Here is a 23877-nt window from a genome sequence, read left to right as displayed (position 1 = left end):
CCGCAAAGGAGCAAAGGCGCGAGAGAATGGCTTAATTTTTATCTAAACCATTACAACTCTTTTAATACCGTTTGTGAATTTGTCTTCATTGAAATTAATCAATAGTCCAAGTTTTAATCCTGAAAGGATAAGGTATGTTCTGAGTTGTTTTGGGTGAACTGGTAGAAGTTTTTCTACTGATTTTAGTTCGATAATCACCTTATTTTCGACAATGATGTCAGCTCTAAACCCTTGATCAAACTTTAGCCCGGACCAATGAACCGGAATAATTACTTCTGAATCAATTTTAAGTCCAAAGCTCTTTAATTCATGTTCAAAGATTCTTTGATAAACTGATTCTAATAGTCCTGGACCAAGCCCTTTATAGATTTTAAAAGCCGTATCTACAATTATTTTAGAGATTTCGTTTTCATGCATAAAAAATATTAGAAAAAGTTGAAAGCTGATATCTTAATACACCTTATCAAAATCTTTGCGTCTCTGTGACTTTACGAGAGAGAATTGTTACTTACTCTTCAAATCACCCCGTTTAATCGAGCGGATGAACTGACCCCAAGCAAATGGATCTAGCAAACGTAGCGGTCTAGGACCATAGAGATCCTGGTTTTGGAGTGTTTGTCCCTGTTGGAAATAGCGGAAGTTTTCCTCTCCCGAGGCAGGCATGCTTTCTGCCCAACGTAAGAGCATTTCGGGACTCATGTTAGCTCTACTGATGGACATTGGGTCCACCACATTCAAGGCAATCACAGCCTGTTTAAATTCTTCTTCAGTAGGATAAGGCATTACTTCAATTTCTGCCAAAGCGATTTCATCAATCTCCATGGTTAAAATCAAACTGATTCTGTCTTTGTCTACATTTTCAGGAACTTTGAAAGTCTGTCTTTTTAGACCAATGAAACTGAAAACAACACTATCGCCTTCTAAAACTGGCATGGAGAAATAACCAAACCTACCTGAACTGGTACCTCTTCCTTTCTTAGGAACATATACGTTAACTCCCGCCACTGCATCTGTGCTGTCAGCATTTAATATGATACCAGAGAGTTGGATTACTTTCTTTTCCTGTTGATCTTGGGCAGAAGCTAGCTGCACCGAAAAAAATATTCCCAGTAGAAAAAGAAATGCGGATCGAAGAAGTATGGAATTATTCACTTTTTATTTAACTAATTGAAAAACGAAAGGTTGGCAATTTGAATGCGATTATACCCTAATTTCGTTTGATTTTTTATTTTACCAGCACAAACTGAGTTAAAACTTACTAAATGAGACTCAAAAATATCAGTTTAAACTACGGACTCCGAATATTTAAGGCACTTTCTGAGGAGCCTAGAGTTCGAATTATTCATTTATTGATGCTGAATAAGGAATTATCCATTTCTGATTTAGAGCATATTCTGGATTTTACACAAACCAAAACCAGTCGACATCTGATTTCTCTAAAAAATGCAGGACTACTAGGAAGCCGAAGAGTAGACCAATGGATGTTTTATTACATCCTTGAGGAATATTTAGAAATCTTTCAGACGGTTTTTAAGTTTATTCAAAAGGACCCCAGTTTAATTAAGGATCAGGAAACCTTCGAAATCCTGAAATCGAATCGAGAACTGGCCTTTAATAAAATTCAGAATAATCAGTACAGACGCTAAAAAATCTTTTGAAAACTTACCAACACATCTTTTTCGATTTAGACCATACACTTTGGGACTATGATCGAAATGTCACCGAATCCCTATCTGAATTGTATGAACATTACAATTTAAAGGAACTGGGAATCCCTACTTTCCAGCAATTATTTGATTCGTTCCATCATGTCAACTTCCAGTTGTGGGACTGGTATAATGTGGGAAAAATCGACAAAGTCAATTTGAGGAAACAACGTTTTCGGATGATTTTTGCCCATGCTGGTGCACTTGAGGATTCTGTTCCAACTCCTTTCGAAGAAGATTTTATGGATAGGACTTCTTCCAAACCGCATCTTTTTCCTTACAGTATTGAGATTCTTGATTACTTGAAAGCTAAATATCCCTTGCATGTGATTACCAATGGATTTAATGAGTCCCAAGCGAAAAAAATAACATCTTCAGGTTTGGACAAGTATTTTGATCTAGTAGTGACTTCTGAAACCACGGGGCATAAAAAGCCTGATCCGAGGATCTTTTATCATGCCATGGAAAAGCTTTGCACCAGTGCGGAACATTGCATCATGATCGGAGATAACCCCAAATCAGATATTTTGGGAGCTCAAAATGCTTCAATTGATCAGGTGTATTTCAATCCAAAAGGAATGGAAATCGATTTGAAACCGACTTTTACCATTGCCCATCTTCAGGAACTGGAAAGTATCTTGTAATGCTTTTGTTCTAAAATCACTAGCCAATAAAATCCTGTTGGTTATCTTTGCCAACATCAGAAAATCATAACCCCAGATATCATGCTCAAAGGTTTTTTCAATGTACCCACTCCGGTTAACGAGCCGGTAAAAGCATATGCACCCGGAAGCCCGGAAAGAAAAGAATTGCAAGCTGCGCTGGACAAAGCGAGATCTATGCAAGTTGATGTGCCGATGTATATTGGTTCAGAGGAAGTTAGAACAGGCAAAACAGTCTCAATGTCGCCTCCTCATGACCATCAACATATTCTTGGACATTTTCACGAAGGAGATGCTTCTCATGTAGAGCAGGCGATCAATGCTGCTTTAGGAGCAAAATATGCCTGGGAAAATATGGCTTGGGAGCAAAGAGCTGCTATCTTCTTGAAAGCGGCCGATTTGATCGCTGGTCCCTATAGAGCTAAAATCAATGCTGCGACCATGTTGGGTCAATCCAAAAATGCCATGCAGGCTGAGATTGATGCAGCTTGTGAGTTTATTGACTTCTTGCGTTTCAACGTGAAATACATGACTGAGATTTATGCCCAACAACCACCAGTTTCTGGAAATGGCGTTTGGAATAGATTGGAACAAAGACCTTTGGAAGGGTTTATTTTTGCATTGACTCCTTTCAATTTTACGGCGATTGCGGGTAACCTACCTGCATCTGCAGCTATGATGGGAAATACCATCGTTTGGAAACCAGCTTACACACAGATTTACTCTGCAAATGTTTTAATGGAAGTCTTCAAAGAAGCGGGAGTTCCTGACGGCGTGATCAATTTGATCTATGTGGACGGTCCAGTGGCTGGTGATATTATTTTCAAGCATCCTGATTTCGCAGGGATTCACTTTACTGGATCTACTGGAGTTTTCCAGCATATCTGGAAAGAGATCGGAGCCAATATCAATAAATTCAAATCTTACCCAAGAATTGTTGGTGAGACTGGAGGGAAAGACTTTGTGATTGCACATAAATCAGCAATTCCTAAAGCGGTGGCTGTTGGTTTGGTGAGAGGTGCTTTCGAATACCAAGGACAAAAGTGTTCTGCCGCTTCCAGAGCTTATATCCCATCCAATATTTGGGATGAGGTAAAAGGATATATTTTGGAAGATTTGGCTTCTATGAAAATGGGAGGAACGGAAGACTTCACCAATTTCATCAATGCAGTGATTGACGAGAAAGCTTTTGATAAGATCTCCGGATACATCACGAAAGCAAAAGAGGCTCCAGGAGTAGAAATTATTGCTGGTGGTAACTTCGACAAGTCAAAAGGTTATTTCATCGAGCCAACTGTGATTGTGACGCAAGATCCGATGTACACCACGATGTGTGAAGAGATTTTCGGTCCAGTATTGACTATTTATGTTTACAATGCTGAGAATTTCGAAGAAACCTTGGAATTGGTAGATCAAACTGGTCCTTATGCCTTGACAGGTGCGGTGTTCTCTCAGGATCGTTATGCTATTGAATTGGCAACTACTAAGCTGAAAAATGCAGCAGGTAATTTCTACATCAATGACAAACCTACCGGAGCAGTGGTAGGTCAGCAGCCATTTGGAGGAAGCCGAGCTTCTGGAACTAATGACAAAGCAGGATCTATGATCAACCTACTTCGTTGGGTTTCTCCACGTACCATCAAAGAAACCTTTGTTTCTCCAGAGGATTACAGATATCCATTCTTGGGAGAGGATTGATTCTTTTGACCTTTGAGGTTTTAAAAACCTCGAAGATCTTTTCAACTATTATAAACATAAGAAGTCTTGAAGACCTCAAAGGTTTGAGAAGCCTCGGATTTATTTCTGAGGCTTTTTTAGTTTAGTTGATTTTTTTAGTTTTAGTTAAACTCATAGTACAATTTAAATGAAAAACCTGTTCATTGTTTTTTTTGTGATGATGATCTTCTCCTGTGCAAAAAAAAGCCCAGTGGAAATCTATCAGGGTAATTTAGATGAATTTATTGATGGAGAGTTCCTTTTTGAAAAAGATTCATCTACAGTAAAAATCAATTTGGAAAAGGTCATTTCTTGGAATGGGAAGAAATTTTTTGTTTCTCGCGAAGATCAAGGTTATAGTCTTTTTAGTGTAGATTCTGGTAAGAAGGAGTTTTCCTTTAGGATTCCAAAAGAAGGACCTCTTTCGCTTAAAGGTCATGGTATTGCCTCGCAAACATTTGATGAAAATGAATTTATAGCCCTAAGCTCTCAAGGGAATGTAAAAAAGTATAAACATGGCCTCCAAATCCAAGAAATTGATTTAGATTGGACTGAGTACCAAGAGCGGATGATAATTCAGATGTCTGATTTGAGGGATAATTTTTTAGAAGTGGGTGAGGGTAGGTACCAGCTAGTCAATAATCCATTTGACCTATTTGATGAAGAAAAGAGTGTTGACCTGAACTATAGAAAATGGTTGGTTGAATTTGATCTCAACAATGGATGGATTTGTAATTCAGATTTTAAAGCCCCTTTAGGAAATGAATTTTCTAATAGCACTTCTGCCTCCTCAATTATATCTGTTTTCAATGATCAAAAGGACGAGTTTTATTTCATGTTTGCACCATCAGATTCATTGTATCAGATTAAAAATTGTAAAGTTTTAAAGAAAATAGCCTTGGAGAGTAAATCAGAATTAAAATATCTACCTGGTATCTATGAGCAAAACGGGAAAAATAAAAATTGGCGGAATAATCCAGAATCTTCTTCTAACGTAGCATTGCTTTTTGATTCTGTCAATAAATTATACGTCCGCAAAGTGTTATTGAAAACGGAGGAAACACAACCGGAAATTACTGATATCAGGAAAAGACAAGGTTTGAATAAGAAGTATTTTTTGTTTTTGATTTATGACTTGGAGTGGAAGATAAAAGCTGAATTGTCGATTTTTTACGATGCTGGGCAAAATTCAAGTCAAATAATTTCACCGGAAGGAGGAATTTTGGTTTCAAAACCCGAGCAAGCTTCAGAAGATGAATACGAATTTTATAAAATTGATTTAAGTAGGTTTGCAGATTAGATGTTTTTAAAAGATTTATTTTTCCTGAATTTCCAATTTATAGATGGTGAAAAAATCTTCCTCAGTATCAGGATCAAATTTGGAACCCCACAAATGGCCATCTCTTACCATCAAGCTTGAAATTTTCAGATGTTTTGGTTTCTGGAAATCGTCAAGTACTTGAAACTTTTCATCTAGGAGTTGAATTCTACTTGAATTCTCTTTTTCATATTCACGAATCATCTTTCCCTTTTCTTGAGGAGAAATGACATTGCCTAAATTTCTAATCTGTTGGTCAGTAAATCCCTGTTTATATCCAATTACTACATATTCACCCACCTTTTTAATACTTTCTATTTTTCCCAAAGTTGAAAAAGCATCCAAAATATCTATCCCTTCTTCTCCCTCAGGATGTCCTTTATAGGCTTTGAAATCTGGTAAGTTTAATTCTATTTTTTGTTTAAAGGAAAATGGTTCTTCATCGTCAAATACAAAAATTGCTGGTTCTCCTTCGAATACAACGATCAATTCGTTTTCTGAAAAAATAAAATGTGAAACCCAATTGGAGTGCGGGAAAATCAAGCCATTTTGGTAAATACTTTCTTCTGGAAAAGAAAGGAAATTTGTTGTTTTCGAACTTTCCAAATCAAGGTAGCCTATCAATTTGAGGTTTGGAAGATACTCTTTTTGATAACGGTTATAGGTTCCGTCATCTGTTCGATTACTATAAAAAATTTTATTATTCCTTTTGACTATTTCATTGCTCGGCGAAGGATGAGCAGAGTAATAAGAAGGAATTCCCGTGAAAATTGTTTCTACCTCAGTCCCGTCTAGTGAAACGATTTTAACATGGGGTACCCCGAAAGAAAGGACCGCGTTTCCATCATCTTCGAAACGTAAAGGAGCAATTTGTTTAAGGTTTCCTACAATTGTATTTCCGTTGGCGATAAAAGAGTGAATTATTTCTCCGTTGAAATTGGCAGTGAAAATTTCCACATCAAATTCCCCGATTTCCGTAAAAAGGATCTTTTGATTGGAGGGAGATACGTCTTGTAAAATAGGGTTTCCTAAGTATGGAATTTTAATGGAGTCAGTAAAGATGATTTCATATTGTTTGGCTGAGACTTCAATATTTTGCACCGTTTGTTTATCAGAGCAAGAAAAGAGGAGGATACCTGATATTAGGAAAAGTAGCAATAGTTTTTTCATAGTGGTAAAAAAATCTTTAGTTAAAAAAAATAATTCTTAGACCAAAAACAAAGAAGGAAAATTCTGTTTAAGAGGATTTAACTTCATAAATAAAAAAAGGCCAGTAATTACTGGCCTTTTTTGTCAACTAAACTAGGGGATTGAAACTTAACTTAATGAATTTGTCCTCTTAATTCTCCACTTGGAAATTCGTCTGAATGCACATTGACATAAGCATTTCCGGTTCTGAAAGCTTCTCTTAGGATCTCAAGATCTCCTCCCATCATTTGACCAGAGAAGCTTGCAGGCATGATTTCACCTTTTGCATAGACTCCAGAAACTGGTCCTTCTATTTTATCCATTTTTAGAGTATACACCACTCCTCCGTTTGAACCGGCTTTCGCAAAATGGATATGAGCGAATCGAACATCCTCGATTTCATCTACATTAACTTGAAAGGATAATCCACTTCCATCATTAGAAAAATTGAATTTCGCTACTCCTGTGGCATCTGTCATTGCTGCAGGAACTTCATTGGCTCCACTTAATTTAGTGCCATAATTTTTGTTATCACTGGCTTCAATCATACTTACTTGACCACGGATTTCACCACTTCTGTTATCTGTGGTGTGCACATTCACATAAATGTTTCCAGAGGCCAGTTCAGCAGATAAATCAGAAATTGACATGCCAGACAGGGGTCCGGTTAATTTCGAATCGTCGATCATACCTTCTGCGATCACGCCATTATTCAAACCTGGACTCGCAGCAGGAAGTAAACTGACTACAACAGGTCCATTTGAGCCAGCAGAAGCCATATGCAAATGAGCTCCCACTATATCAGAAGTGTTAGCTACTCTCAGTTCAAACTTTAGAGTAGTTGCATCAACTTGGGTAATTCTAGCAGCGCCTGAACCTGGAGAATTTACTGCAGGAACTTCTTCAGAGCCAGTAAGGAAAGCTCCAAATTCCATAAGTTGTCCTTTTCTCGCGTTGGGATCATCAGAAGCAGAGGCAGTTGAGTTGTCATCCAAAAGCTGATTCATGGCAGGGGTTTCTTCCTGAAGATTCTGACAGGAAAAGGCTAAAAATGCTATACTACATAGCATCATTAGATTTTGAAAAGATGTTTTCATAAGAAAATTATTTTGGTTTGTTAACTGATAAAAGCATTTACGTAACCCCTTGCGGCTTTGGATTGTTTTGATTTTCAATTAATTATAATTTTTTATCAACTAAAAAATCATTATGCCTTAGCCAGTTTAAAAAGTGTTTTGCTCATCATTAGGGAGCATTATTTTAGAAGGCTTTGAAGGAGAAAATGCATAAAAAAAAGCGACTGTTTTCCCCAGCCGCTTCTAAATCGTATATCAATTATCTAAATCGTATATTCATCAGGTATACATCGCTCCATTAACATGAAGTACCTGACCTGAAATATATGTACTCATATCCGAACCTAGGAATACACAAGCATCCGCTACTTCTTCAGGCTTACCACCTCGCTTCATGGCGATTCCATCTCTCCAGCCTTGCACTGTTTTTTCATCTAGCACCTCAGTCATTTCGGTTTCGATAAAGCCCGGGGCAATGGCATTACAACGGATATTTCTTGAGCCTAATTCTAAGGCAACAGATTTAGTAAATCCAATGATTCCTGCTTTGGAAGCTGCGTAATTAGCCTGACCGGCATTTCCTTTGGCACCAACTACAGAGGTCATATTAATAATGGATCCAGACTTTGCCTTCATCATGGTACGAGTAGCTGCTTTCACAGTATTGAAGCAGGATTTCAGATTCACATTCATGATCTCATCCCAAGATTCCTCGGTCATTCTCATCAACAAGTTGTCACGGGTGATCCCGGCATTGTTGATCAAAATGTCTAAAGCTCCAAAATCTGCTACAACATTATTTACTAATTCCTCGGCGGCTTTGAAGTCTGAAGCATCAGATCTATATCCTTTGGCTTTTACACCAAAAGCTTCCAACTCACTGACAAGAGCTTGGCCTTTTTCTACACTGGACAAAAAAGTGAAGGCCACATTGGCGCCTTCCTGAGCATATTTGATCGCAATGGCTCTTCCGATCCCTTTTGAGGCACCGGTGATCAAAGCTGTTTTTCCGGAAAGTAATCCCATTGATTCTAAAATTTTGTTTTGCCAAAATTAGAAAAAAACCCAAAGTTTCCGATTTGAAATTGAAAGGGTTTTGGATTTGGCGGATCTTCGGTTGTATTTTCTATCAAAAAATGATTTCAAAGAATAATATTGGATGAAACCTAGGTTTGGTAAAATTCTATTTTTTTGACTTCCAATAGAATCCAATTCTCCGAAATCATTTGCGCTTTTGGGGGAGGGGTCAAATTTTTTTCTGAAGTCAAAAGGTCTATTTTTGCATAGTTTCAATTCGTTATAAAACAAATTTTAGATATGTCTTCGACCAAATTTGACTTGATCGTGCTGGGTAGTGGTCCAGGTGGTTATGTAGCTGCCATTCGTGCTTCCCAACTCGGTTTGAAAACTGCTGTCATTGAAGCAGCAGAGCTAGGTGGTATTTGCCTTAACTGGGGCTGTATTCCTACCAAAGCATTGTTGAAAAGCGCGCAGGTTTTTGAATACATCAATCATTCTGCCGATTATGGAATCACCGTAAAAGATGCCAAAGCAGATTTCGAAGGAATGGTGAAGCGAAGCAGGGGAGTGGCCGATGGCATGAGCAAAGGCGTGACTTTTTTGATGAAGAAAAATAAGATTGAAGTGATTTCCGGTTGGGGTAAAATCCAGCCTGGCAAAAAAGTAGAGGTTGCTGACAAAGACGGAAAGAAGACAGTCTATTCAGCAGATAACATTATTATCGCTACTGGAGCAAGATCCAGAGAGCTTCCATCTATGAAGATCGATGACAAAAAAATCATCGGTTATAGAAAAGCAATGACATTGGAGAAGCAACCTAAGAAAATGGTGGTTGTGGGATCCGGTGCCATCGGAGTGGAGTTTGCCTATTTCTATGCATCCATCGGTACTGAAGTGACTATCGTGGAATACATGGATAGAATCGTGCCTGTAGAAGATGTGGAGGTTTCCAAAGCTTTGGAGAAGATCTACAAAAAAGCAGGTATGACGATCATGACTTCATCAGAAGTTACCGCGGTTGATACCAAAGGAACTGGTTGCAAGGTGACAGTGAAAACTGCAAAAGGAGAAGAGACTTTAGAATGTGATATCGTGCTTTCTGCAGCTGGTGTAGTTTCCAACTTGGAAAATATCGGTTTGGAAGATGTTGGTATTTTGGTTGACAAAGGCAAAATCAAAGTTGACGAATACTATAAAACCAACATGCCGGGTTACTATGCAATCGGGGATGTAATTCCAGGTCCGGCTTTGGCGCACGTGGCATCTGCAGAGGGAATCATCTGTGTGGAGAAAATCGCAGGACACTCGCCTGAGCCTTTGGATTACGGCAATATTCCTGGTTGTACTTATTGTTCTCCTGAAATTGCTTCCGTGGGAATGACTGAAGCAAAAGCGAAAGAAGCAGGATACGACTTGAGAATCGGTAAATTCCCATTCTCGGCATCTGGAAAAGCTTCTGCAGCTGGAGCAAAAGACGGTTTTGTGAAATTGGTATTCGACAAGAAATACGGTGAGTTGCTAGGCGCACACATGATCGGAGCAAATGTTACCGAAATGATTGCTGAGATCGTAGCAATCAGAAAGCTGGAAACAACTGGACATGAATTGATCAAGACAGTTCATCCACACCCTACAATGTCTGAAGCCATCATGGAAGCGGCGGCAGCTGCATACGATGAGGTTATTCACCTGTAATAAAAAGTAATTCAAAAATAAACAGCACAAGACTGAAATGTTTCGGTCTTGTGTTTTATTTTTAGGGGTAACCCCATGTAAACTACCAACTTTTGGAGGAAGAACAATTAATCGCCGGACTCAGGGCAAAAGACAGAAAAACAACGGATTATCTCTATGAGAAATATTCCCGAGCCTTGTTTGCTGTCATCTCCCGAATAGTCCACGATTCAGATATAGCTGAAGAGGTTTTTCATGATGCTTTTGTGAAAATCACTCGAAAAATCGACAGCTATGATGAGTCAAAAGGCCGCCTATACACCTGGATGGCTAATATTTGTAGAAATTCTGCCATTGATAAATTAAGGTCCAAAGAAATTTCTCAGTCTGGTAAGACCAACACAATTGATGACTTCGTATATGGTTTGGAGAGCAAATCCGGGACTGTAGAAGAAACAGACGCAATTGGAGTGAGAGAGTTGATGGACCAACTCAATGAGGATCAACGCTTCATTATTGAGTATATCTATTTCAAAGGTTATACTCATTCGGAAGTTTCGGAGGAATTTGATATTCCTCTTGGCACCGTCAAGTCTCGGGTTAGAGCTTCGTTACAAGTTTTGAAAAAGAATTTAGACAGAATCTAGTGGATATTCAATCATACATAGCATCAGGCAAATTGGAGCTTTTCCTTCTGGGAGAGCTGAATGAGCGGGAGCGTGAGGAGGTTCTGGCCTTGTCTAAGCAGTATCCTGAGATTCAGCAAGAGCTCAATGAACTGGAAGAGGCCATGTTTGCTCTGGATGAGCTAACAGGAACGAAACCATCTCCCAAGGTAAAAGATAAGATCTTTGCCAGCCTGGAACAGGATTTTAAGAAAGCTGAGACTGTGAAACCTACTGCAGCTCCTGTGGAGACAAAAGTGGTTAAACTTTCTCCATGGAAGCCATTTGCAGTGGCTGCCTCATTAGTGGCAGTAATAGCATCAGCAGTGGCTATTTTCTACGCAAATAAGTTTTACGAAAGAGATCAGCAATTCACAGCTTTACTTCAAGAGCAGAGCGTGATGGCAGATAATCTTAATCAGGTAAAGCTGGAATACGAACAAAAGGATACGCAGCTGGACAGATTTGTCGCAGGTGACTTCAAACGCGTGGAAATGAAAGGTGAGGGCTTTGAGATGCAGAAAGACGCTAAAGTGGATGTCTTCTGGGATCAAAGTGCTAAAGAGGTATTCGTGGCGGTGAATAATTTGAATTCACTGGCTGATGAGTATGATTATCAGCTTTGGGCGATCGGCGACGATGGACCAATCGGTATCGGCCTCGTAAATCCCGGCGAAAAACTAACTCTACAACAAATGGATGCCGTAGCGCAAGCTGGAGCATTTGCCATCACCATCGAGCCTAAAGGAGGTTCGGAATCTCCGACCTTGGAAAAGTTGGTGGTATTGGGAGAAGTAGCATAAGGATTTAAAATTTGAAATTGATATTGGCCTGCTCTGAATGGAGCAGGCTTTTTTCATTTTAGGATTTTTGAGTGATCTTTAAGGAGCTTAATCAAACCTATGGAACTCCAACTTTCAACACCTGCTTTACTTTTTTCGGCCATTACGCTACTGATGCTGGCATTTACCAACCGTTTTTTGGCAATAGCCAGCTTGATCAGAGGGCTTCATAAAAATTATAGAGAAGCACCAGATCAGGAAATGATTGTCGATCAGATCAAAAATCTTCGCAAAAGACTGACATTGATCAAAAATATGCAGCTCTTCGGAGTATTTAGCTTTTTATTATGCATTGTCTGCATGTACTTGCTTTTCCATGGATTTATCGAGGCTGCCAATTGGGTTTTTGTGGGAAGTATGGGCTCCTTATTAATTGCATTGGGATTGTCTTTGGTGGAAATTCAGATTTCTACCCAGGCTTTGAATTTAGAGCTTCAGGATATGGAGGAGATTTTTAATAAACGCAGCAGTAGTTTGGATTTTATTTTCAAAAAAGAGGAAAAGAAGGATGAGAAATAAGCTTGGCTGGATCTGGCTGCTGGTATTTATTGGTTTTTCCTGCGAAAGTAAAAACGGAGTTCAGGAAACAGTTCAGGAAGAAACTAGTACTGTTACCGAAAGTGGAGGGTATTTCATAGACCTGTCTGGGGTTGGAAATGCAGTGGATTTCTACACTTGGACCTCTGATAGGATTCCCATGGTATCAGCGCATCGTGGAGGACCTTATCCTGGATTTCCTGAAAATGCGATTGAGACCTTTGAAAATGTCCTGAAATACACGCCGGCAATCATAGAATTAGATGTTGCCATGACCAAAGATTCGGTTCTGGTTTTGATGCATGACGATGAGTTGGATCGAACCACGAATGGAACCGGGAAAGTCGAAGATGTGTCATTTGAATACATCCAGACACTTTTTCTGGAAGACGAAGCGGGAGAAGTAACCACATTTAAAGTCCCTACCTTGAAGGAAGCCTTGATCTGGTCTAAAGGCAAAGCTTTGTTGACCGTAGATATCAAGCGATCCGTTCCTTTTGAAAAAATAATTGAAGAAGTCCGAGAAACTGATTCCCAAGAACATGCAGCATTGATAACTTACACTTTTCCTGCTGCTAAAAAACTTCATTCAATGGCTCCAGAATTGATGCTTTCGGTAACGATCCGGAATGAAGAGGAAATTAAAAGGTTGGAAGAAACCGGAATTCCATGGACCAGAGTCATTGCATTCACGGGTGTTGCGGAGCGTCCTCAAGAATTTAACCAAGCACTTCACCAGCGAGGTGTTTTCACCATTTTAGGTGTTTTAGGCAATTTGGACCAAAGTGCCGAGAAGAGGGGAGACCAGATCTATGCGAGTTTTGTGCAGCATGGAGCAGATATTTTAGCCACAGATCGCCCCATAGAAGCTGCCAAAGCCATAAAAACCTTACAACCATCAACAAGTTCTAAATCTAAGTATTTCATAAAATGATCATTGACCTTCGTAGCGATACCGTAACCAAGCCCACTCCTGGGATGAAAGAAGCCATGTTTTCTGCACCTGTTGGAGATGATGTTTTTGGTGAGGATCCAACAATTTCTGCCTTGGAGGAGAAACTGGCTGGTATGTTTGGAATGGAAGCGGGGCTTTTTTGCCCTTCTGGTACCATGACCAACCAGATTGCCATCCGGCTTCATACACGGATCCAAACTGAAGTGATATGCCATAAATATTCTCATATCTACCTTTATGAAGGGGGTGGGATTATGGCAAATTCTTTGGCTTCGGTTAAGCTTTTGGATGGAGATCTTGGGAAAATAACTGCTTCTCAAGTGGCTGCTTCTATCAATCCAGATGATATTCATGCGCCGGAGACGACTATGGTTTCTTTGGAAAACACGATGAATAAAGGTGGGGGAAGTATTTACACTTTGGAAGAAGTAATTCCAATTCAGAAAGTTTGCCAAGAACATGGCCTGAAACTCCATCTGGACGGAGCAAGACTTTTCAATGCTTTGGTAGCTTCCGGAGAAAGTCCAAAAGACTGGGGAGCGCAATTTGATACGATTTCCATTTGTCTGAGCAAGGGCTTAGGTTGTCCAGTTGGATCTGTTTTGCTGGGATCTAAAGCTGATATCAAAAGAGCTAGAAAGGTTCGAAAAGTAATGGGTGGAGGAATGCGTCAGGCTGGATTCCTTGCAGCAGCTGGTATATATGCCTTGGATCATCAAGTTGAGAGGCTAAAAGAGGATCATGCCAGAGCAAGAGCTTTGGGAGAGATGCTTTTGAAAAAATCTTTTGTACCGGAAGTGCTTCCCGTTGCAACCAATATTGCCATTGCTAGACTAGATGGAATTACACCAGAGTTCTTTTTGGAGAAACTAAGAGAGAAAGAAATCAAAGCTGTCAAGTTCGGTCCTGACTTGGTAAGGTTTGTAACTCACCATGATTTCGGAGATGATCAGTTGGAAGAGTTTGGGAAAAGGATTTCTGAAATGTAAGCTTGAGACAGTTTTTGTCATTTATGAAAGGGCCATTGAGCCCTTTTTCCTTTTCTCTGTATCTTGCCATTTGTATTTAGATCCCATAGCATGAACAATACCCCATTGGCAGAAAGAATGCGTCCGACTCGATTGGAAGATCTAATCGGGCAGAAGCATTTATCCTCTCCTAATTCATTTTTATATAAGGCTATCAAATCAGGAAATGTGCCTTCACTGATTCTATGGGGTCCTCCAGGGGTAGGGAAAACAACTATTGCCAATATCATTGCCAACGAAATCAAAGCTCCTTTTTATACGCTTTCAGCGATCAGTTCAGGGGTGAAAGATATTCGAGAGGTGATCGATAAAGCTAAATTTCAGATGGGGGTGGTACTTTTTATCGATGAGATTCACCGCTTTAATAAATCCCAACAAGATGCCTTACTCGGCGCTGTCGAAAAAGGTGTAATCCGATTGATTGGCGCGACTACTGAAAACCCTTCTTTTGAAGTGAATGCGGCTTTATTGTCAAGATGCCAGGTTTTTACCTTGAATTCCCTTGGGAAACCTGAATTGGAAGCAATGATTCACCAGGCTTTGGAGAAGGATGTCGATCTCAAGAAGCTGGATGTGAAGTTGGAGGAAACAGACGCATTGCTACGTATTTCGGGAGGAGATGGAAGAAAGCTTTTGAATCTGCTGGAAATAGTAATCGATGGGATTAATGAAGATCCCTGTGTGATCACTGATGAAAAAGTGATGCAGATTGCCCAGCAGAAAGTAGCCCTTTATGACAAATCTGGCGAGCAGCATTACGATATTATTTCCGCCTTTATAAAATCTATTCGAGGTTCTGACCCGAATGCCGCTGTGTATTGGTTGGCTAGGATGATCGAAGGAGGAGAGGATGTGAAGTTTATTGCAAGGAGATTAGTGATTTTAGCTTCCGAAGATATTGGCAATGCCAATCCAAATGCCTTGTTGTTGGCAACTAATTGTTTTGATGCGGTGAAATTGATTGGCTATCCAGAAAGCAGGATTATTCTTTCGCAGTGTGTGACTTATCTGGCGAGTTCGCCCAAGAGCAATGCTTCCTACATGGCGATCAATCAGGCTCAGGCTTTGGTCCGTGAGAAAGGCGACTTATCTGTGCCACTTCACCTTCGAAATGCTCCGACCAAGTTGATGAAGGATCTGAATTATGGGAAGGCCTACAAATACTCCCATGACTTTCCCGGCAACTTTGTCGAGCAGGAGTTTATGCCTGATGAAATCAAAGGAACAAAGTTATACGAACCAGGAGAAAATGCCCGTGAGAATGAACTAAGGAGGTATTTGGGAAGTAAGTGGAAGGGGAAATATGGTTACTAAATTTATGATTTAAGATATTAGATATAAGATTTTTCTGACTAACTTAAAGTGTAGTAAATATGATTTTTTATGAAAGATGAATTAAAGAAAAGGACTAAAACTTTTGCTGTTGCTATCATTAAAATGACTGAAACCTTGCCTAGAAGGAATTCAACGACTCCAGTTTCTAATCAAATCATTCGATCTTCTACATCTGTTGGTGCTAATTATCGTGCAGCTTTAAGAGGAAGGTCAAAAGCTGATTTTATAGCAAAACTCGGTATTGTAGTGGAAGAATCTGATGAAACTCTTTATTGGTTGGAAATTATTGTTGAATCTGAGTTGGCAAATAAAGATCAAATCGCTCCACTTTGGAAAGAAGGAAATGAACTCACTTCTATTTTTGTAAAAATGCTTAAAACAGCAAAGTCTAACCGTGATAAAATGTAAGGATTTTAAATTTTAAGTTCAGTTTCATTAAATCTTATGTCTTATATCAGACATCATAAATAAGTTTTTTTGATTCCAATCTAAATCTTTCCCCATAAATCCCCTCAGGCAGTCCATTTCCACAACCGATAATCATGCAGATTTCAGCTCCTTTGGGGAGGTTTAGAAGTTTTGAAATACGCTTGGAATCGTAACCTTCCATAGGACAGGTGTCATAGCCGGAGGCTTTCATCCCTAGCATAAAAGTCATGGAAGCTAAGGCTGCAGATTTATGAACAGAAATCCGAACATCCGTTTCACTTACTTCCCGAACCATCGGTCTTTTTAATCCAACAAACCAAGCAATGATTTTCTTGATTAAGGTCCAGCCGGGATATCTGGAATAAAGCTTAGGAATCAGATTGCCGTAATAGCTCAAGGCCTGCTTTTGCTTCTTTTCTGATTGGTTCTGAACTGTTGTTTTGATGTAGTTGTAATTTGCTTCTGCACGGGATTTCCAAAGATCCCTGCGAGTTACTACCACAACCAGCTCTCTAGCCGTAACAGCTGCCTTTTGGCGCATACAGAGTTGGGAAATTTGATCTTTAAATGGAGAAGATTCTGGTACCCTGATAAACTGATAAAGTTGCAGATTTGAGCTGTTTGGGGAAAGAATGGCAGCTTCCAGACATTTGGAAACAACCTCATGATCAAAGGGAGTTTCTTGGTCAAAAATCCGGACTGATCTACGTTCTTTCACTGCCTCAAAAAATCCTATCTCCTTTTCCGATACCATCATTAGCTTAATTTTATATTTAAACTGCAAAGATTTTTGCTTGTTTAGTTATATTTTGAGGCAAAATTAGAAAGAATTACCAACTAGCTATCCTATGGTTTTTGAATTAATCCGATTGCAGTTTCTCAAAAGCATTCGATCCACCTCCTTTGCAAAAAGTGTGTTAATCGCTGTGTTTTTGGGTTTTCTGGCCTTATTGCTTTTAAGTTATGTCTTTCTTGCGGGCCTATTTTTAGGGAAGATCATCGAACAAATTGCTCCGGGAAAAGATCCTGTAGAAGTTGTTTGCTCAGGATTGGTATTTTTCTTTTTATTGGAGTTTATGTACCGGTATTTTCTCCAGAATCTACCTGTTATTGAACTGGAGAGCCTTTTGCACCTTCCAATAGGTAAGAAGCGAATCATTCACATGTTATTGATTCGATCCTTTATTTCCCCATTAAGTATCATTGCTCTTCTGCTTTTCCTTCCTTTTGGGATACAAGTGATTCTACCGCTTCAAGGAATTTCTGCATTGGTTTTTTGGATTGGAACGATCGTGATGATAAGCTGGTCTTTACATTGGTTTATGCTTTGGTTTAAGCAGCGATTTGAAGATAGTTTGATTGGTGTTTTGATTGTTTTTGCCTTGCTTCTTTTGGGAGGAGGATCCACTTATTTGGGTTGGTTTAATTTAGGAGAAATCGTTTCGCCATTGTTTACTTTAGCCCAGGAAAGCTTCATTCCTTTGGCAGTAGCGCTAATTGTTTGCTTGACAGGGTATTTCTTGGCTTTCAATTATTACTATAAAAATGCTTATCTAGAGGACCTTTCCAAAGAAGAGGAGGCCAAATTTGTCAATCAGGATTTTGGGTTCTTCTCAAGATTTGGATTGGCTGGAGAAATGGCAAACCTGGAGTGGAAGCTCATTATCCGCCATAAGAAAAGCAGATCCTTTTTAATGCTAAGTGCCTTTTTCTTGTTGTATGGGATGATTTTTTATGATAATCCACAATATCATTCAGAAGGCGGGGGCTTTAATTTCATCTTCATTTTTGTTGGTGTTTTCATTACCGGAATCTTTATGATTCAATATGGACAGCTTTTTCTAAGCTGGAACTCCAGTAATTTTGATTTCTTCATCAATAGGAGAGCAGGGATTGAAGCTTTGGTTAGAGGAAAGTACTTGTTGCTGATTTCTATTTCCTTGCTTTGCTTCCTTCTGTCTGTTCCCTACGTCTATTTTGGTTGGAAATTTCTCTTGATCCATTTAGCCACATGGCTTTTCAATGCAGGAGTTATGATCCATCTGATAATTTATCTGGCGCTCTGGAAACCTAAACCCATGGATCTGAATAAAGGAGCCATGTTCAACTATGAAGGAGTAGGAGCCGCCCAGTTCCTGATGATTATTCCAATGATGGTTGCCCCATATGCGGTTTACCTTCCTTTTGCTCTGCTAATAAATGAATATGCAGGTCTCGCAGCTTTGGCAACGCTAGGGGTAATAGGGATTTTAGGGTTTAAAAAACTTTCCCAAATCAATATCAATCGAGTACTTTCAAATAGATACGAAATTTCATCTTCATTCCGTCAAGAGTTATGATTCAAGTAAAAGATCTTAAAAAACAATACAAAGAGGCTGTGGTGCTGGATGTGCAAAGTCTGGATATCCCTTCTTCTGAATGCTTTGGACTAGTAGGGAATAACGGTGCCGGAAAAACCACACTGTTTAGAATCATGCTGGATTTAGTAAGAGCTACAACTGGTACAGTGACGATCGAAGGGGAAGATGTCAGTAAAAGTGAAGAATGGAAAAAGAGAACGGGAGCTTACCTAGATGAACATATGCTCCTCGCTTACCTGACTGCAGATGAATACTTCAAAACCTTGATGAAAATCTATGGAATGTCTGAAGCGGATCTAAAAAATCACCTGGATAAGTTCACAGAGCTTTTCAATGATGAGATTGTTGGAAAGAAAAAATACATTCGGGATTTATCGAAAGGCAACCTGAAAAAAGTCGGGATCGCAGCAGCATTAATGGGTAATCCCAATGTAGTTTACTTAGATGAACCATTCGAAAACTTGGATCCAAGTTCTCAAATCAGACTGAAGAAGCTGATCCTTTCCGAAAAGGAAAATTCAAATATTACCTTTTTGATTTCAAGTCATGATCTGAATCATGTCACTGAAATCTGTGATCGGATTGTGCTTTTGGAAAAAGGTAAAATCATCAATGACCTACGGGATAAATCAGCCATGATGGCAGAATTGGAAGCTTATTTTACAGGTTGAAAAAAACCAGATATAATTTCAAGAAAAAAGCCTTTCAGAACATCTGAAAGGCTTTTTGATTAGTAAAGTCTATGATCCAGTTTAACCTTTAATTCCAGCCGCCACCCAGTGCTTGGTAAATATTCACTTTGGCGTGCATCTGTTTCATTTTGGTTTCGATCAACTCAAACTTAGATTCTAGCGCATCTCTTTGAGTCAACAACACTTCCATGTAATCTGCTCTGGCAGATTTGAAGAGTTCATTGGAAATATCGATGGATTCAGTTAGAGCATTGACTTGTTCAGCTTTAAGACTATAGGTTTTTTCCAAGTTATCGATGTTTGAAAGCTGATTGGCCACCTCTATATAAGCATTCAAAATGGTCTGCTCATAGTTGTAAATCGCCTGAATCTGCATTGAATTGGCTGTCAGATACCTTGCTTTGATCGCATTTCTGTTGATCAATGGAGCAGTAAGCTCGCCTGCCAAAGAATAAATCAGAGACTGGGGAGTCGTAAACAAATAAGCGGTATTGAAGGCATTAAAACCTAAGCCAGCAGAGATTTCCAATTTAGGATAGAAGTCTGCTTTTGCTACCTGAACATCAATTTTGGATGCCATGAGCTCCATTTCCGCCTGGCGGATATCCGGTCTATTGGCTAAAAGCTGGGAAGGGATCCCCGCATGAATCATCTCAGGCACCAAATCAGTAAATACTGTATGATCTCTTTCGACTTTCTGCGGGAATCTACCTACCAAGAAATTGATTCTATTTTCAGTTTCTATGATTTCCTGTTGGATACCATATTGAAGACTTTTAGTGCTGAGTACTTGAGCTTCAAATCTTCTCACAGCTAATTCAGTTACGCGTGCAGCTTGCTTTTGGTATTTCACAATTTCAAGTGCATTGGTCTGGATTTCGATATTCTGCTTGACGATTTCCAATTCATTGTCAAGAGCAAGCAGTTCATAGTAAGAGTTGGCAATCTCAGCGATCAAATTGGTGACCATGAAATTTTTGCCTTCTACACTTCCTAAATACCTTGTCAAAGCTGATTTTTTTGCATTTCTCAGCTTCTTCCAGATATCCACTTCCCAAGTAGCAAATGCACCTACCATGTAATCTTGCAAAGGATCAGGCATTTCTTCTCCTGGCTTAATCTCAGTATTTGCATCATTGGCTCCTTGGCTGGTGTATCGACCAACTTTATCCACGCCAGCTGCAGCCCCGATATTCACGGAAGGTAAAATTTCACCTTTACGGGCTCTTACCTCATTTTGTGCGATCTGGATCTCCTGAAGTGTAATGTTCAGTTCCTGGTTATTACTCAAAGCAGTGTCAATTAGAGACCTGAGATAAGGATCAGAAAAGTATTCCTGCCAATCCATATCTGCGGTATTTGTAGTGTCCTGAGAGCCATTATAGCTCTCAGGCACCGTATTATTGATCGCTTTTTCTGTCAATTCTGGAGTCTTACACGAAGAAACAGCAAAGGACAGACCTGCTACTCCAAGACTTATATAAATGATTCTTTTAAGCATGTTTGTGCTGAGTTTGTTCGGATAATGGACTTTCATCTTCATTCTTGATCAAGTGACGACCATCCGCCAGACTACCGAATATGTAGTACAGACCTGGGACGATGATCACGCCAAAGATGGTTCCGAAGAGCATACCACCCATTGCAGAAGCACCGATAGTTCTGTTTCCGATTGCACCAGCTCCTGTAGCAATAATCAATGGAACCAGACCGGCAATGAAGGCAAAGGATGTCATCAAAATTGGTCTGAAACGAACTTTTGCTCCTTCGATCGCCGCAGCAAGAATAGTGGCTCCTTCCTGTCGTTTCTGAACAGCAAATTCCACAATCAATACCGCGTTTTTACCCAATAGACCAACAAGCATGATCAAACCGATTTGCGCATAGATATCATTATCCAATCCCATCAACTTCAGCAAGAAGAAGGAACCAAATACCCCAACTGGAAGTGAGAATACAACCGCCAGCGGAATGATAAAGCTTTCATATTGTGCTGCCAACACGAAGTAAACGAATACCAATACGATGATGAAAACGTAAAGTGCTTCGTTACCTCTGCTTGCCTCATCATAAGAAAGACCTTCCCAAGCAATGTCATAACCTCTAGGTAAGGTTTCGGCAGCTACCTCACGGATAGCCTGAATCGCATCTGCAGTGGTAAACCCAGGTGCCGGAAGACCTCTGATCGCAGCGGAATTGTACATGTTGAAACGGGTAACCTCATTAGGACCTTGAGTTTTCTTCATGGTCATGAAAGCTGAGTAAGGAACCATTTCACCTGCCTCGTTTTTCACAAATAGATTCAGCACATCCGAAGGAAGCCTTCTAAATGAAGGGTCAGACTGTACATATACCTTGAAGAATCTACCGAATCGGATAAAGCCCTGCTCGTAAGTACTACCGATCAAGATGTTCAAGTTTTCCATGGCATCACCAATAGACACACCTTTTTGCATGGCTTTGTTGTTGTCAATCTCCAATTCATATTGTGGATAGTTGGCAGCAAAGAATGTAAACAGACCAGTGATCTCCTTACGCTTGCTGAGGTTATCCATAAAGTCTTTGTTGATCTTATCAAATTCCTGATAATCCGTAGTGGTAGTTTTATCCAGCAATCTCATAGAGAAACCACCAGAAGAACCAAAACCAGGAATTGCCGGTGGTTCGAAGAATTCCACAATGGCACCAAGGCCTTTTGACTCCTCTTCCAGTTCTTCCATGATCTCTTTTACAGAGTGCTTTCTTTCACCCCATGGTTTCAAGTTGATCAAACAAGTACCGGCATTGGATCCCCGGCCTTCAGTCATGATTTCATATCCTGCCAAAGAAGAAACTGATTCTACACCATCGATTTCCTCGCATATTTTCTGAAGCTTTTGAGAAACCTGATTGGTTCTCTCCAAAGTCGCTCCTGGAGGTGTTTGAATGATCGCATAGATTGTTCCCTGATCTTCACTTGGGATGAAACCTGAAGGAAGAATTTCACTTTCGAAGAAAATACCCGCTCCAAATAAAAGAAGGATGCCGAATGTCAGCCATCTTCTGCTTACCATGGATTTTAGCAATCCCACATATTTTCCAGTCAGCTTATCAAATACTCTGTTGAAGCTGTCTAAAGATCTCGTTAGGATATTTTGCTTTCTCTCATGCCCATGATGGTTTTTAAGCAACATCGCACAAAGTACCGGCGTCAAAGTCAAGGCGATGACGGCAGAAATCACGATGGAGCTTGCCATGGTAATTGAGAACTGACGGTAGAAAGTACCCACCGGTCCTGACATGAAGGAAATCGGCAAGAATACAGAAACCATAACCGCAGTAATTGCGATGATAGCACCACTGATTTCACCTAATACTCTTTTCACAGCTTGGTATGGTGTAAGATGTGGGAAGTCCTCCATTTTTGCATGGACAGCTTCCACCACCACAATGGCATCATCGACCACAATACCAATCGCGAGCACCAGAGCGAAGAGCGTGACTAAGTTAATCGAGAGCCCAAAGAACTGGATGACGAAGAAGGCCCCGACCAAAGAAACCGGTACAGCTAAAATCGGGATCAAAGTAGATCTCCAATCTCCCAAGAAGATAAATACTACCAATGCCACCAAGATAAAGGCATCTCGTAGCGTATGAACAACCTGCTCAATTGACGCATCCAAGAACTGGGAAACGTCATAACTGATTTGGTAATCAATACCTGGAGGGAATGATTTCTTCATCTCTTCCAAGGTTGATTTTACCTCGGCAATTACATCACTGGCATTACTACCATAGTTTTGTTTTAATACAATCGCAGCGGATGGATGACCATCCAGATTGGAGTAAATATCAAAGAATTCACTTCCCAGTTCCGTCCTAGCGATATCTTTTAACTTGATACTTTCACCATCAGCATTGGCTCGGATGATAATATTGTCATATTCTTCTGAGGTACTGAATCGACCTTTGTAGGTCAATACATATTCAAGAGATTGAGCAGCGATACCGGAACTTTGGCCAATTCGACCAGGTCTACCCACAATACTTTGCTCTTGCATGGCTTCCATTACATCCTCTACTGAGATGTTATAGGCTCGCATACGATCTGGATTCAACCACACACGCATCGCATAAGTCCTACTTCCCAATATTTGGGATCTTGCTACACCTTTGATTCTGTTGATCTCAGGGATCATATTCACGTTGGCATAGTTGTAAAGGAACTTTTCATCCATGCTTTCGCTGGTAGAGTAGAGGTTGACATACATCAACATACTAGGTTGGATCGGAGTGATAATTACTCCCTCTCTCTGAACAAGTTCAGGCAAAAGGGGCATAACCTGATCCACCCTAGTCTTGACCCGTATGACCGCTTGATTGGGGTCCGTCCCGGGCTCAAAGATGATGTTAATGGTTGCCTCACCCGCACTTGTAGCATCAGTTGCCATGTATCTCATTCCCTGCACCCCGTTGATGGAGTTTTCCAGGGTAATCAAAGTAGATTTCACAAGCACATCGGCACTAGAGCCTGGGTATGCAATGAAAATACTTACCGTTGTCGGCGCAATTTCCGGAAATTGTGAAATAGGCATTTGCTTCATTGCAAGAGAGCCTACAAACACAATTATGATGGAAATTACAATCGCTAAAACTGGTCTTTTTATGAATTTGCTAAACATCAATTCTGTTTTT

The 23877-nt window shown here is 40.0% G+C and carries 22 protein-coding genes; 14 read left to right on the top strand and 8 right to left on the bottom strand.

Translation table 11 applies throughout. The features are described from left to right. Positions 1–42: 42 nt before the first annotated feature. A complete protein-coding gene (locus J0A69_RS21965) occupies positions 43–417 on the bottom strand; it encodes a GxxExxY protein (protein ID WP_206588789.1) in 375 nt (124 codons plus the stop codon). An 87-nt stretch (positions 418–504) separates the two neighbouring features. Continuing rightward, positions 505–1152: a carboxypeptidase-like regulatory domain-containing protein gene (locus J0A69_RS21960; RefSeq protein ID WP_206588788.1), complete on the bottom strand. Its 648-nt coding sequence runs from the start codon at positions 1150–1152 to the stop codon at positions 505–507. A 110-nt stretch (positions 1153–1262) separates the two neighbouring features. Here J0A69_RS21960 and J0A69_RS21955 point away from each other — a divergent pair, with 110 nt between their 5' ends. The 4 genes from J0A69_RS21955 to J0A69_RS21940 all read left to right on the top strand — a co-directional run bounded on the left by J0A69_RS21955 (position 1263) and on the right by J0A69_RS21940 (position 5384). Then, positions 1263–1646 (top strand): ArsR/SmtB family transcription factor, encoded by a 384-nt coding sequence (locus tag J0A69_RS21955; protein WP_206588787.1) that lies wholly within the window; start codon positions 1263–1265, stop codon positions 1644–1646. Positions 1647–1654: 8 nt separating this feature from the next. Continuing rightward, the gene (locus J0A69_RS21950) at positions 1655–2350 is read left to right on the top strand and encodes a YjjG family noncanonical pyrimidine nucleotidase (protein WP_206588786.1); all 696 of its coding nucleotides are present in this window, start codon (positions 1655–1657) and stop codon (positions 2348–2350) included. An 81-nt stretch (positions 2351–2431) separates the two neighbouring features. Next, positions 2432–4066 carry an L-glutamate gamma-semialdehyde dehydrogenase gene (gene pruA / locus J0A69_RS21945; protein ID WP_206588785.1) on the top strand — a complete coding sequence of 545 codons (1635 nt, stop codon included), beginning with the start codon at positions 2432–2434 and terminating at the stop codon, positions 4064–4066. Between the two features lie 166 nt (positions 4067–4232). Beyond that, positions 4233–5384, top strand: coding sequence for a hypothetical protein (locus tag J0A69_RS21940; RefSeq protein ID WP_206588784.1), 1152 nt, complete (start codon positions 4233–4235; stop codon positions 5382–5384). A 15-nt stretch (positions 5385–5399) separates the two neighbouring features. On the opposite strand, the gene J0A69_RS21935 is transcribed toward J0A69_RS21940, so the two are convergent. From J0A69_RS21935 to fabG, 3 genes are all read right to left on the bottom strand, one after another. Next, entirely contained in the window at positions 5400–6572 is a 1173-nt protein-coding gene (locus J0A69_RS21935) for a hypothetical protein (protein ID WP_206588783.1), read from the bottom strand. A 152-nt stretch (positions 6573–6724) separates the two neighbouring features. Continuing rightward, complete coding sequence (locus J0A69_RS21930; RefSeq protein ID WP_206588782.1) at positions 6725–7687, bottom strand: CHRD domain-containing protein; 963 nt, start codon at positions 7685–7687, stop codon at positions 6725–6727. A 258-nt stretch (positions 7688–7945) separates the two neighbouring features. Continuing rightward, a complete protein-coding gene (fabG, locus tag J0A69_RS21925; protein ID WP_206588781.1) occupies positions 7946–8692 on the bottom strand; it encodes a 3-oxoacyl-[acyl-carrier-protein] reductase in 747 nt (248 codons plus the stop codon). Between the two features lie 291 nt (positions 8693–8983). Between fabG and lpdA the strand changes: the two genes are divergently transcribed. From lpdA to J0A69_RS21885, 8 genes are all read left to right on the top strand, one after another. After that, the gene (gene lpdA / locus J0A69_RS21920; protein ID WP_206588780.1) at positions 8984–10381 is read left to right on the top strand and encodes a dihydrolipoyl dehydrogenase; all 1398 of its coding nucleotides are present in this window, start codon (positions 8984–8986) and stop codon (positions 10379–10381) included. A 92-nt stretch (positions 10382–10473) separates the two neighbouring features. Continuing rightward, positions 10474–11007 carry an RNA polymerase sigma factor gene (locus tag J0A69_RS21915; protein ID WP_206588779.1) on the top strand — a complete coding sequence of 178 codons (534 nt, stop codon included), beginning with the start codon at positions 10474–10476 and terminating at the stop codon, positions 11005–11007. Further along, positions 11007–11828: an anti-sigma factor gene (locus tag J0A69_RS21910; protein WP_206588778.1), complete on the top strand. Its 822-nt coding sequence runs from the start codon at positions 11007–11009 to the stop codon at positions 11826–11828. Before J0A69_RS21915 ends, J0A69_RS21910 begins: the two co-directional genes overlap by 1 nt. A gap of 99 nt (positions 11829–11927) precedes the next feature. Continuing rightward, positions 11928–12386, top strand: a complete 459-nt coding sequence (locus tag J0A69_RS21905) for a DUF2721 domain-containing protein (RefSeq protein ID WP_206588777.1) — start codon at positions 11928–11930, stop codon at positions 12384–12386. Then, complete coding sequence (locus J0A69_RS21900) at positions 12376–13338, top strand: glycerophosphodiester phosphodiesterase family protein (RefSeq protein WP_206588776.1); 963 nt, start codon at positions 12376–12378, stop codon at positions 13336–13338. The genes J0A69_RS21905 and J0A69_RS21900 overlap by 11 nt, the downstream gene beginning before the upstream one ends. Next, positions 13335–14348, top strand: a complete 1014-nt coding sequence (locus J0A69_RS21895) for a threonine aldolase family protein (protein ID WP_206588775.1) — start codon at positions 13335–13337, stop codon at positions 14346–14348. Before J0A69_RS21900 ends, J0A69_RS21895 begins: the two co-directional genes overlap by 4 nt. A 90-nt stretch (positions 14349–14438) precedes the next feature. Next, positions 14439–15701: a replication-associated recombination protein A gene (locus tag J0A69_RS21890; RefSeq protein ID WP_206588774.1), complete on the top strand. Its 1263-nt coding sequence runs from the start codon at positions 14439–14441 to the stop codon at positions 15699–15701. Positions 15702–15770: 69 nt separating this feature from the next. Beyond that, on the top strand, positions 15771–16130 hold the full coding sequence (locus tag J0A69_RS21885) for a four helix bundle protein (protein ID WP_206588773.1): 360 nt from the start codon (positions 15771–15773) through the stop codon (positions 16128–16130). Positions 16131–16176: 46 nt separating this feature from the next. Here the strand turns inward: J0A69_RS21885 and J0A69_RS21880 are convergent, their stop codons facing one another. Beyond that, a complete protein-coding gene (locus tag J0A69_RS21880) occupies positions 16177–16908 on the bottom strand; it encodes a nitroreductase family protein (RefSeq protein ID WP_206588772.1) in 732 nt (243 codons plus the stop codon). Between the two features lie 91 nt (positions 16909–16999). On the opposite strand from J0A69_RS21880, the gene J0A69_RS21875 reads away from it, so the two are divergent. After that, entirely contained in the window at positions 17000–18490 is a 1491-nt protein-coding gene (locus tag J0A69_RS21875) for a DUF5687 family protein (protein ID WP_206588771.1), read from the top strand. Then, complete coding sequence (locus tag J0A69_RS21870; RefSeq protein WP_206588770.1) at positions 18487–19182, top strand: ABC transporter ATP-binding protein; 696 nt, start codon at positions 18487–18489, stop codon at positions 19180–19182. Before J0A69_RS21875 ends, J0A69_RS21870 begins: the two co-directional genes overlap by 4 nt. An 88-nt stretch (positions 19183–19270) precedes the next feature. Here the strand turns inward: J0A69_RS21870 and J0A69_RS21865 are convergent, their stop codons facing one another. Both J0A69_RS21865 and J0A69_RS21860 read right to left on the bottom strand, forming a co-directional pair. Next, entirely contained in the window at positions 19271–20704 is a 1434-nt protein-coding gene (locus J0A69_RS21865; protein ID WP_206588769.1) for a TolC family protein, read from the bottom strand. Next, on the bottom strand, positions 20697–23864 hold the full coding sequence (locus J0A69_RS21860; RefSeq protein ID WP_206588768.1) for an efflux RND transporter permease subunit: 3168 nt from the start codon (positions 23862–23864) through the stop codon (positions 20697–20699). The genes J0A69_RS21865 and J0A69_RS21860 overlap by 8 nt, the downstream gene beginning before the upstream one ends. Positions 23865–23877 lie beyond the last annotated feature (13 nt).

Origin of the sequence: Algoriphagus pacificus (genome assembly GCF_017254845.1) — a bacterium.
Taxonomy (GTDB): domain Bacteria; phylum Bacteroidota; class Bacteroidia; order Cytophagales; family Cyclobacteriaceae; genus Algoriphagus; species Algoriphagus pacificus.
This window is presented reverse-complemented; position numbering and strand designations above follow the sequence as displayed.